The organism is Acidobacteriota bacterium (genome assembly GCA_030774055.1).
Taxonomy (GTDB): Bacteria; Acidobacteriota; Terriglobia; order Terriglobales; family Acidobacteriaceae; genus JACPNR01.
In genome coordinates, this window is sequence record JALYLW010000083.1 from 1 (window position 1) to 11,537 (window position 11,537).

Genomic DNA, 11,537 nt, shown 5'->3' on the forward strand with positions numbered 1-11,537 from the left:
GTACTACTCGAGCGCCACGGCGCGATGGCTCTCGCCAGACTGGGCTGCGAAGGCGGCGGCGGTGCCATACGCTGACTTTGGTAATCCGCAGAGCCTGAACCTGTATGGATACGTGGGAAACAACCCACTTGCACGCGCCGACTCTGACGGTCACTGCTGCGACCTTGATGATGTCATGAACTTCGCTGGAGGCGCGGCAAACGCATATGGCAGTGATAATCTTCTGGGAGCAGGAAGGGTTGATCAGACCACAGGCGCCGGAAAGATGGGCGCGGCGTTCGGAGATGCTGCCGCGACAGTACAAGGGGCTGGCGAGGTGCTGTTCGGCGGTGGTGGCGAGGTCGCCGGCGTAGTGCTGGATGCGACCGGAGTAGGCGCGGTGGTGGGCGTGCCAGTAAACGTCGTCTCGGCTGGAGTCATTGCGCATGGTGCTACGACTGCTGTCATTGGATCTGCGCACCTATTCAAGACTTCCAATGACTCCGCCGGATCGACAGGCACGGATAAAAAACCACATGGAAATACGGCTGGTGAGCAGCCTGCAGAGTTGTATAAACGTTATGACAAGGACGGCAATCTTGAAAAGCATGGCGTGAGCCAGGACGTGAACAAGCGATATACCAAGAGTGAGTTGAACGGAGGAAAGGTTGTTGTAACGGATCGAGGTCCAAGGAATGAGATGCTCGCGAAAGAGAGACAACGGGTCGAACGAAATCCCGGGCCGCTGAACAAAGAACCCTGGGCAGGGAAGAAGCAGAAAAAGACTAACTAGTTTGTCGTTCCCAATGCTCAAGGCAACGGTGACACTCGCAGAGCAAGTCGGAGGCGAAGACGCCGCCGAGTACACAAGTTCTCATATATTGGAACTGCGCAAGCTTCTTGAGGAATCGTGCCAAGGGCCATATAGCCCAGAGGTTGACGAGTTCGCCCTTGTTCTCCGCATTGATGGCGATATTCAACAGTTTGACTTTGAGGGTTGTCAGCGGATTCGGCGATCCTTGAAGGAGCGATACATCACCACCGATCTGGGAGTTCCGTTCTGGAGGTGGAAAGGGGTTCCAGCCGCGAGGTTTCGAGCTTGGCTCGCGAGAACCGTCAAGACAGGTTTGATCTGCTGCATCCAGCGACTAGAGCGGGACAAGACACCGATAGATCGGAACCGCCTTCTTACGGACTACCGAGTGGTCGAAGCAAAGTTCTTAGGACATATTACGTGAGGGCGGGTGGCCCAGACAATGGGTGCCCCACACAAGCCGGTTTTGCTTGTGTGGGGAAAGGGGTCTTGTTCCGGCAACCTCTTGAACGACGGCGGCCCCTACAGTTCGACTTATGACGCCGAGAACCGCATCTCGGCGTATTCGTCCGCCGCGTACACCTACGACGGCGACGGCAAGCGCGTCAAGAAGTCCACCGGGACGCTCTACTGGACGGGCACCGGCTCGGACGCGCTGCTGGAAACGGATCTTGCCGGAACGGCCACCGCCGAATACATCTTCTTCGGCAGGAAGCGGATCGCGCGCGTCGACCTGCCGGCAGCGACCGTCCACTACTACTTCTCGGACCATCTCGGCTCGCACAGCGTCGTAACCAGCGCCAACGGCACCACCATCGAGCAGGAAGCGGACTACTATCCGTTCGGCGGCGAACGCGTCGTCACCGCCGGCCCGAACAAATACAAGTTCACCGGCAAAGAACGGGATGCCGAAAGCGGGCTGGACTACTTCGGCGCACGCTACTACGCGTCCGCGGCTGCGCGATGGCTCTCACCCGACTGGGCGGCGAAAGCAACAGCGGTGCCGTACGCAGATTTCGGCAACCCCCAAAGCCTGAACCTGTACGGATATGTCGGGAACAACCCGCTTGCACATGCCGATTCTGATGGGCACTGCTGCGCGCCGTATGAGCTTGCCAACTACATTGACTCCAAAATCAATGCCGGAGTCGGCTACGCTCAGAACAAGGCAGTAAACTCAGGCAGCCCAGCGCTAGCGGCGACGACAACGTTTGTTGTGGGCAGCACAGGGGCCGTAGGACAAGGCTTTACGAATATGCTGCGAACCGGAGAGAGCGTTGGTTCACTTCCCAGCGGCGCAAGCGGAACACAGATACTCAATGCCGTTGCGGAAGAAGGTGGCCGAATAGGTGGAACGATCCTCGCTGTCGTGGCGGTTGCTGGTCCGAAGGCCCCTGCGTCAGCAGAATCTGGTGCCCAAGTCGCTGGCGAAATAGGCAGGAATCGGGTCACGATGGATAACGGAAGCCAGGTTGATTTAGCTGGCAAGCCTCACGCAGGTGTTGATACCCCGCACATCAAGGATCCGATCTTTAACACGAATCCAGCCACCGGCCAAGTGTTCCAAAATAAATTCGGCCCAGTAAGACCAGCTACCGTCGGCGACGTGAATGCAGCGGCAAAAACAGCGGGTGGAACGCCGCCGGTCGGCATGCCGCCCCCACTGCCTGTGCCGAAGAAGAGTAAGGACTGACTATGTGCAATTTCATCTTCGTCGGGTACCTGATTCAAGAGCCGTACTGGAAAACGTGGCCCAAGCGAGAGGGATATCGAGTCGCCTCCATCGAGCGAGAGTGGCATCCCCAATTCAACAGGTTTCAATGGAACAAAGTTGATGGTGTTGACAATCCAACTCGGTTCTTGACTGAGCTACCGCAGCTTGAGAGCCTTTCGTTGGAACCACACGATTGCAGGTCTGTCTTTCACAAACAGTGTCCGGGCTGGGTCATCTCCGGCTATTCGTTCCCGCGCGACTTCGTCGAGGAGGAAACGATGACTTCGACTGATGGCAAAGCAACGATTCACGAGTTTGGATACGCCTTGACGATGAAGCGTAGTGAAGATGGTCTGAAACTCCTCGGCTACGAAGTGCTGGACGCGGAAGACACCTTTCTTTCCATCCTCAACGACTGCGATTACACGGTCGAGCAGGTGCGCGAGATGGCAGGCCCGTTGAATGAATACAGCCTGTTTTCTTCCATCGAAGACGCGGAACGGTTCAAAGAAGCGATCAAAACTGATCCCGCCAACCCGAAGATCATCCCTGACCACAACCGAGGCGTGATCGCGCAGGTATGGGGCCGAGAGTAGGGCGGGTGGCCGAGACAAATGGGTGCCCCACCTTTTCGCGTCCGCGAAAGCCGGGTGCCCCACATGAATGTGGGTGGCCCATACAAGCGTCCGCTTGTGTGGGAGGAAGGATCCCGACGCCCTTCGAAATCTGATCCCTTCCTCGCTGCCGCAGGCCGACGCGCAGCCAAGCGCAGCGTCCACAGGTCCAAGGCTCCCACACAAGCAAAACCGGCTTCCGCTGTGGGGCACCCATGTAGGAGGATTATCGCTATGCGAGCTTTGTCTGGGCCACCCGCCAGGGTATCGAGAGAACTCAAGATCTCAGGAAACAACTCGATACGACCAAGGGCAAAACTGAGCGTGACCACATAAAGGAAGAATTGCAAAAGGAAATAGACAAACTTAAGAATCACGACAAAGACTTAAGTAAGAAACCGAAGAAGCCCGAGAAATCGTAGAGGACGAACAATGCCAAAGAAGGTGCGCGGAAATCAATTGGAATTCCTCGCGAGCGTGCACGAGCTTGCCTCATCGTACGTGCGGCGACGTTTCTCCCAACTGCCGCCGACTGAGCAAATTGCGGTACGACGCATGGCGCTTCGAGTCTTGCAGGATCGCAAGATGAAGAGGGATGAAAAGCTCAGGGATGGCGCAGTCCGGTTCATCGTAGCCTTGTTACCGAAGACTCTTCCGCTTGTTCGAAGATTGTTAGCTGATCGTTCCTCGCCACTGTGGTATGAGGTGCACTTCATGATTTTTGCTTCCTTAGACAAGGGTGACTTCGACAGATCCGGTCAGGCCTCAGTGCTGAGGCTGGTACATGACTACTTGTCTGCGATCAATAGCGACGCTGGATCTGCGGCCTGGAAGGCGGGTGATTTGCTGGGCGATGAATGGTTTAGCCATGAAACGGAGAAACTTCTTCAAAGTTTACTCCTTAATGCGAACCATCCTGCCGGAAGGAGGGCAGCTCTACATGGCATCGAGCACGCACTGAATCATAAGCCCCGTGCTAGCCGGGATCGTTTGTTTGCTTTGGTTCGTCAAGCCGCTAGCCATGACCGGAGCGCGGTAGTACGGCGCGATGCAGCCTTGGCACTAAGGGGCGTTGGTTGCGGTCCATCCATGTAGTTTCGGGGCGGGTGCCGGGTGCCCCACCCAAACTCTCGGCGGTGGCGGGTAGCCCAGGCAATGGGTGGCCCACTCAAGCGTCCGCTTGTGTGGGAGGATAGAGTCCACGATTTCGCTTTACTTTCGCCCTACCATGCGCTAACCTCGTCTCGTCCGTCCCACGCCGGACAGTCTGTTCTTTCTCATCAGCGTCTGACCAGGGCCCGGATAATCTGTCAGATTCCGCTCAGATTGCGCGTCTTAAGTCCTTTGTTTCTACAAATCAAACAGATTTCGACCCTCGCCTGTCTCGCTGCAACCACGAAATCTCGGCGAGACCTCGCTAAAGTCTCGCCGAGACCGAACCGAGACCGGACCGAGACCTTTCCCGCTAATCAGTTGAAAAGACTCGGAGGGGTACAAGGGGGGAAGGGCGATACGGTCGCTACTGCGGTGGACGGGGGTTTGGTTACTTGGAGCATGGGTTACTTGGAGCGTGGGTTACTTGGAGCGTGGGTTACTTCAGGAGTGTCACTTACACCATCGTCCGTGTAGAGAAAAGTTTGGTGGACCTGGTCGGGATCGAACCGACGACCTCTTCCATGCCATGGAAGCGCGCTCCCAGCTGCGCCACAGGCCCACTCGAGGAAGGAACAACCTTTCTATTCTCGCTGACGCTTTCGGCTTAGTCAAACCGCGCACATCCGCGTGCTAGCGCATGGTGGCCACGATGGCGCGGAACTCGGACGCAGCGCGCAGGCGATCAAAGTTCTTGTCCGCATCGACGTGTTGCCGGTCATGAAAGCCCAACTCCACCGCGCGGCGCAAGGACTCGAGCGCGCGCCCCTTATCCTTCGCGGCTGCCCACGCTGAGGCGACCTCATACGCCAGCGTGGGATCGGGCGCCACGGCTGCCGCGGCGACTTCGAGGAACGCGGCGGCGAGCTCGGGCTTGTTCGCGCGCGCCAGCCGCTGGCTGGTCTCGTAGGTCTGCGCAAACACCTGGCCCAGCGCACGCCGCAGCACGGCCAAGTCTTCGCCCGCGGTCGCGTGCAAACGCTTGGCGCGCAGCGCCGCCACGTCGCGGCGCGCGTCGCTGAGATCCTGCTCGCGGTCCTCAGTCTCCGTCTCCGCGGTGTTGAGCAGCAGCGAAAGATGCCGGGTAAGGTCGGATTGCCGCTTGCGCTCCGCCGTCTCGAGGGCGGTGAGTGGCGGGACGCCGGCGTCTCGCGCTCCGGCGTCGAGCCACGCCACCGCTTGCATGGCAAGCTCGGGCGGCGCCCACTGGTGTGCGCCCTCGAAGATGGCGACGCGCGCGATGGGCAGGCTGCGGGCGGCATCGAGCACGTCAAAATAATTGAAGTCGTACTTGCCCACGGTAAAGAAAAAAGCGGGCAGATGCTTGCGCTGCTCGGGGGAGAGTCCGTCGGGCAGTCCGGCGCCGCAGGCGATCACCGCGCGGATGCAGTCGTGGCAGAGGAAGCCGGCCAGGCCGGCCATGCGCGCCCCGCCGGAGAAGCCCGCCGCATAGACGCGCGCCGGATCGAGCGGGAAGCGTTGCTGCACGTCGGCCATCATGGCGGTGGCCGCGGTCGTTTGCTCGCGCCGCGGACCGTTGCGCGAATCGTTCGAGCCGGCGACGATGTATCCGTACTTCTCTGCCGCCTCACGAAACAGCTCGACCGGGACTTTGCCGCGCGCGGCGGGATCGAAGGCGAAGATGACCGGCCACTGCCGCTTGGGCGTGTACGCGGATGGCAGGTAGAGAGGGTAAGACTGCGCGGGATCGGAGAGCGTGCCGACGCGGTCCATCACCTGGCCGGCAACGATCTTTGGGGGAGCGCCTTGCGCGGCAGGCGGAACCGCTTGCGGGCCGAGCGTCTGCGCCGCCGGCGCGCCGGCGAAGAAGGTGAGGACGAGAGCGCTAATCGCCCACGGCAGCGATGGCCGCGGGCGCAAAGACGTCGGATTGTTCGACCGCAACGCCATCCTTGAAGCTTACCGTGTGGCCGCTGATCGCGGGAACCCTTGCGCCGGGAACGATGATGCCGACGAGGTTCAGCGGATCGGCGGCGGAGACGGTGACGGTCTCGCCCTTCGGCTCGAGATTCCTCAAAGCGCGCAGCGAATCCACTGCGACGGGCAGGGCGAACTGTTCGCCGGTGAAGCCGGTGACGAACCTGCCACCGCGTATCTCGCCACGGTCTTCTAGACGCCGCAGCGCGATGAGAAGTTCCCGCCAGGTGGGCACGACCGATTCGCGCGCGAGCAAGTCGCGGAAGACCACGCCGTAGCGACCGAGCAGCATGCGGGCGGCAGCCTCGATCTGCTTCGACTTTTCCTGCGGCGGATCGACGAACAGCAGCGCCCAGCGTCCGGAAGTATGGCGCGGGCGCGAGGTCTTGCCGTGTCCCTGTCCGGAACGGCGCTTGGGGTCGATGAGGGCGCGCAGGTTGTCGAAACTGTCGGCGGTGATCAGCCCGGCGGCGACCAGCTCCCAGAGCGCGGTCTCGACCTCGGACTTCAGCTTGCCGGTGCCGCGGACGATGTCGGCGAAGAACGATGCGCCGCGCCGCTTGAGCAGCGCATGCACATCGCGCGCGCCTTGGGAGAGCCCACGCAGTTCGGCCATATCGTCGGAGCGGCGCGAGCTGATCGTCATCCAGTCTGATTCCTCGCGGATGAAGAAGGTGATGGGCGCGACCGAGGTGGGGACGACGCGGCGCTGTCCGCTGGCCGTCTCCTCGAGGGTTGCCGGATGCGGCGAGAGCCTGCCCCATCCCACCGCGCCGGTGAGCGACAGCTGGTCGAGGAATTTGGGATCGTAGTTGCCGACGCGGCGCGCCAGCACGTGGCGCTCCCACGCGTTGGCGGAGATCTCGAAGCCCTGCAACTGGCGCAACGCTTCCAGCGTGCCACGCTCGCCGAGCAACTGCGAGCCCGGGGCAACGTGCTGCCAGCGCGCCAGCCAGCGCATGAACGTGGCCGCGGTGACGGGCTCGATCTGCTTGCGCAGCTTGCCAACGGTGAGCCGATGGATGCGCGCGAGCAGCCGGCGCTCCGACCACTGGGTTTCATTCTCGTGTGAAGACGGCGCCAGCGCCGTCTCTACCGGGAGATAGTTCCCGCGCAACACCAGGCCGGCGGCCTCGAGACGCAGCAGGGCTTTCTCGATCTCGCTCGTGGCGATGCCGGTGAGGCGCGCCAGCACGGATGCGGTAGTCGGGCCGAGGTGCGAGACCCAGCCGCGGATGGCGTCGTAGATAACGTCCTCGAGCGCCGGCTCGGCGGCTTCGATGGCTGGGAGCTCGGCTTCGAACCGTGCCGCAGGGAAGAGCCGCGCAAAAGATTTTGTCCGCTCCGCCGCGACCCAGTAGGGCGTGCCATTCACATGTGCGCGCGTGGCGCGCCGGTCGGCGCGCAAGCGCTCGAAGTGCGCCGACCACATCTGCACGACCGGCGGATGATCCGCGACCGAAGTATTCTCCGGCAGCGCGACGAGATTCTGCAGTGTCTCGCTGAGTTTGTCGGCGTCGCGGACTTCCGGCCATGCGTCGTGCTGCACCTCGGCGATGGCGGCGGGATCGAGCAGCCCCACTTCCTTGAGCACCGACTCGGGCAGCGAGCGGCGCATCTCCACGGCGCGGGCGCGTCGCTCTTCGAGCGGAGCATCGTCGAGGTAGGCGTAAGGGTTGGCGTTGAGGATCTCGTGCGAAAAGACTGACGGGAGGGGCGTATCGACGGCCAGCGTCTCGATCGCCCCGCTCAGGATGTTCGCGATCACACGCGTGACGCCGTCGAGGTCCATCGCCTCGGTGAGGACATCCTTCATCACTTCCTGCACCAGCGGGTGCGCGGGGATCTCGATGTCGCCCTCGATGTTGTCCTGGCAAGCGGCCGCCTGCGGGAAAGCGGCGGCGAGCAGGTCGTCGGCCCGCATGCGCTGCAGCTGCGGTGGCACTTTCTTGCCGTTCTGGAAGCGCAGCAGCGCGAGGGCGCGACCGGCGTCCCAGCGCCAGCGCGTGCCAAAGAGCGGCGAGACGAGCGCGGCCTGCTCCAGCGTTTCTTTGAGCGTGTTGGGATGCAGGAAGTGGAAGACGTCGCCGAGCGGAAAGCTGTGCTGGTCACTCAGTGAGATATTGAGGCCGTTGTCGGTGGCGGCAGCTTGAAGTTCGAAGTTGAACGAGCGACAAAACTTTTTGCGCAGCGCGAGTCCCCAGGCCTTGTTGATGCGCGCGCCGAAGGGAGCATGGATCACGAGCTGCATCCCGCCACTCTCATCGAAGAAGCGCTCGGCGATCACCCGGGTCATGGTCGGGACGGCGCCGAGGATGGCGCGTCCCTCGACCACGTACTTGATGATCTGCTCGGCGCCGGCATCGTTCACGCCTGTCTCTTCTTTCAGCCACGCGGTGGTAGCGGCGACTTCGGCGTTCGCCTGGTCGACGAATCCGGGGACCACGTTGGGCGTGCGGTCGCTCACTTCCTGGCGCAGATCCCCGATCTGCGCGCTGAGTTCTGCGGTGCGTCCGGGAGCTTCGCCGAGCCAGAAGGGAACTCCCGGAGGCGCGCCGTGCGCGTCTTCTACGAAGACGCGTCCGGTCTCGATCTTGCGGATGCGCCACGAGGTGTTGCCGAGCAGAACGACGTCACCGGCGAGCGATTCGACGGCGAAATCCTCATCGAGGGTTCCAACGACGGTGCCTTCCGGCTCGGCGATCACGGTGAAGAGTGCATTTTCCGGGATGGCGCCGCCCGAGGTGATGGCGGCAAGGCGGGCGCCGCGGCGTCCGCGAAGAAGTTTGTTCACCTTGTCGCGATGGACGTAGGCGCCGTACTGTCCGCGCCGGGCCGCGATGCCTTCCGACACCATGGTGAGGATGGCATCGAATTGGTCGCGCGTGAGCTCGCGGTAGGGATGCGCGCGGCGGACGAGCGCGAAGAGCGCGTCCTCATCCCACTCTTCGACGGCGCACATCGCGATGATCTGCTGCGCCAGGATGTCGAGTGGAGCGTCCGGGACCATGAGCCGATCGAGGTCACCCTGGTGGATGGCGCGTATGGTCGCGGCGAGCTCGACCAGCTCATCGCGCGTGGTGGGGAAGAGCCGGCCTTTGGGGACGGCGCCACGCCAGTGGCCGGCGCGCCCGATGCGTTGCAGCGCTCCGCCGATGGAGCGCGGCGTGCCGATGTGGATGACCAGGTCGACGAAGCCGATATCGATGCCGAGCTCGAGCGACGCCGTGGCCACCAGCACCGCGACCTCGCCGGCCTTGAGTTTCTTTTCTGCTTCGAGGCGCAGCTTGCGCGAGAGCGAGCCATGATGCGCGGCGACGGCGCCTTCTCCCATGCGTTCTTCGAGGTTGTGGGAGACGCGCTCGACCAGACGGCGCGTGTTGACGAAGAGCAAGGTGGAGCGGTGCTGGCGTGCGAGCTCGACGACGCGGTCGTAAAGCTCTCCCCACATATCGTTCGAAGCGACCGGCCCGAGCTCGCTGGGCGGCACTTCGATGGCGATGTCGAGCGTGCGCTGGTGTCCGATATTGACGACAACGGGGTCGGGACGTCCGCTGCCGGTCAAGAAATGCGCGACCAGCTCAAGCGGCTTCTGCGTGGCGGAGAGGCCGATGCGGGTGAGCGGCTTGGCGGCCAGGGCTTCGAGGCGTTCGAGCGAGAGCGTGAGGTGCGCGCCGCGCTTGTCGTCAGCGACGGCGTGGATCTCGTCGACGATGACGGTCTCTACGTCCTTCAGGATCTTGCGGCTGCTCTCCGCGGTGAGCAGGATGTAGAACGACTCGGGCGTGGTGACGAGGATGTGCGGCGGGCGGCGCAGCATAGCGCGACGCTCGCTCTGGAGCGTGTCGCCGGTGCGGACGGCGGTGCGGATCACCGGCATCAGCAGGCCGCGGTCGTGCGCCATCTGCATGATCTCGCCGAGCGGCGCTTCGAGATTCTTCTGGATGTCGTTGCCGAGCGCTTTGAGCGGCGAGATGTAGAGGACCTCGGTGCGGTCCTCGAGTCCGCCGGCAAGCGCTTTGCGGACGAGGCGGTCGATCATCACCAGGAAGGCGGCGAGGGTCTTACCGCTGCCGGTGGGCGCGGAGATGAGGGTGGTGCGGCCGGCGAGGATGTGCGGCCAGCCTTGCTCCTGCGGCTCGGTCGGCGTCCCAAACTTCGCGACGAACCACTCCTGCACGAGGGGATGGGCCCACTGGAGGGCAGCAGGGATGGACGGGACAGACATTGTTTCAACGATTATATCAGGTTCGTAATTTCTTCGCTAGCGCAGAAAGCGCTCTCCGCCTTCGGCTGTCCGCTCCCCCAAGAACTGACGGAAAGCGCAGGGCGGATAGCGGAGAGCGCATTTAGAATCGCCCCATGTCGAAGGCGAAGGCAAAGAAGATCAAGCTGATCCTGATGGATGTGGACGGCGTGATGACCGACGGCACCATCTGGCTGTTTCCCGCGCCCCACGGAGTAGAAGGCCATCCGAAAGGCGGGGCGGGCGCGAAACTCGATGCCGGCGGCTACGCGATTGCGCCCGGCATGATGATCGAAGCCAAGGGATTCAGCGCGCACGATGGTACCGGGATCTCGCTGGCGCGGATGGCGGGGTTGAAGACGGGCGCCGTGACCAAGCGCATCTCGGAGACGGTCGCGCTGCGCGCGCGTGACCTGAAACTCGACTACGTCCACCAGGGTGTGGTGGACAAGGCCGACGCACTCGACCAGATATTGAAAGAGGCCGGCTTAAAGGCCGAAGAAGTCGCGTTCCTGGGCGATGACCTCGTAGACCTGCCCATCATGCGGCGCTGCGGCCTGGCGATGGCGGTGGCCAACGCGCGCGAAGAGGTGAAGGACGAAGCGCAGTTCATCACCGACCATCGCGGCGGCGACGGCGCCGCCCGCGACGCCATTGAGTTCATCCTGCGCGCGCAAGGGAAGTGGGACGAGGTGGTGAAGAAGTACCTGTCGCGGAGCGAAGGGAAGCGCGAGGGATGATCTTCCCGTAGCATCGTGGTTGCGATCGGGGTTCTTCGACTCGAGCTCGCCTTGGCGGGTCGGCTCGCGCATCGCTCAGAATGACAACCCAGACAAAAAATCCCCGCCGGTGTTGACCGGCGGAGTCCCTGTTTTCCCTGACACGGTTTAGCTCTATGCGTGTCTGTGCGTATAGACGAGCCGGGGCGGGAAAAGTTTTGCCGGGGAAGAAAAATCAGCCTGGTGGTTCTTCCCTGCGACCCCACGCCGCCAACCCAAGATGCTTCGTCGCTGCTCGCGAGCCGGAGAAGGCGCCCGCTCGCGCGCCGTGGCGGGCTCCTCAGCAGGACCCTGCTATGAA

At 62.5% G+C, this 11,537-nt stretch carries 7 protein-coding genes and 1 tRNA gene; 5 read left to right on the forward strand and 3 right to left on the reverse strand.

Annotated elements, in window-relative coordinates:
• The 4 genes from M3P27_06820 to M3P27_06835 all read left to right on the forward strand — a co-directional run.
• A partial coding sequence (locus M3P27_06820; protein ID MDP9268026.1) for a hypothetical protein occupies nt 1-772 on the forward strand: 772 nt, incomplete at its 5' end.
• Between the two features lie 526 nt (nt 773-1,298).
• Nucleotides 1,299-2,486: a polymorphic toxin type 24 domain-containing protein gene (locus tag M3P27_06825; protein MDP9268027.1), complete on the forward strand. Its 1,188-nt coding sequence runs from the start codon at nt 1,299-1,301 to the stop codon at nt 2,484-2,486.
• A 2-nt stretch (nt 2,487-2,488) separates the two neighbouring features.
• Nucleotides 2,489-3,103 carry a hypothetical protein gene (locus M3P27_06830; protein ID MDP9268028.1) on the forward strand — a complete coding sequence of 205 codons (615 nt, stop codon included), beginning with the start codon at nt 2,489-2,491 and terminating at the stop codon, nt 3,101-3,103.
• 450 nt (nt 3,104-3,553) lie between these two features.
• On the forward strand, nt 3,554-4,216 hold the full coding sequence (locus tag M3P27_06835) for a hypothetical protein (GenBank protein ID MDP9268029.1): 663 nt from the start codon (nt 3,554-3,556) through the stop codon (nt 4,214-4,216).
• A gap of 543 nt (nt 4,217-4,759) precedes the next feature.
• On the opposite strand, the gene M3P27_06840 is transcribed toward M3P27_06835, so the two are convergent.
• The 3 genes from M3P27_06840 to M3P27_06850 form a co-directional block, all read right to left on the reverse strand.
• Nucleotides 4,760-4,835: transfer RNA gene (locus tag M3P27_06840), tRNA-Ala, on the reverse strand.
• A 71-nt stretch (nt 4,836-4,906) separates the two neighbouring features.
• Complete coding sequence (locus M3P27_06845; protein ID MDP9268030.1) at nt 4,907-6,154, reverse strand: hypothetical protein; 1,248 nt, start codon at nt 6,152-6,154, stop codon at nt 4,907-4,909.
• Complete coding sequence (locus M3P27_06850) at nt 6,120-10,439, reverse strand: DEAD/DEAH box helicase (GenBank protein MDP9268031.1); 4,320 nt, start codon at nt 10,437-10,439, stop codon at nt 6,120-6,122. The genes M3P27_06845 and M3P27_06850 overlap by 35 nt, the downstream gene beginning before the upstream one ends.
• Before the next feature lie 134 nt (nt 10,440-10,573).
• Between M3P27_06850 and M3P27_06855 the strand changes: the two genes are divergently transcribed.
• Entirely contained in the window at nt 10,574-11,197 is a 624-nt protein-coding gene (locus M3P27_06855) for an HAD hydrolase family protein (GenBank protein MDP9268032.1), read from the forward strand.
• Nucleotides 11,198-11,537 lie beyond the last annotated feature (340 nt).

Excerpts from the sequence above, each read along its gene's own strand:
- M3P27_06830 (MDP9268028.1), top strand. The coding sequence starts at position 2,489 with ATGTGCAATTTCATCTTCGTCGGGTACCTGATTCAAGAGCCGTACTGG.
- M3P27_06855 (MDP9268032.1), top strand. The coding sequence starts at position 10,574 with ATGTCGAAGGCGAAGGCAAAGAAGATCAAGCTGATCCTGATGGATGTG.
- M3P27_06835 (MDP9268029.1), top strand. The coding sequence starts at position 3,554 with ATGCCAAAGAAGGTGCGCGGAAATCAATTGGAATTCCTCGCGAGCGTG.
- M3P27_06850 (MDP9268031.1), bottom strand. The coding sequence starts at position 10,439 with ATGTCTGTCCCGTCCATCCCTGCTGCCCTCCAGTGGGCCCATCCCCTC.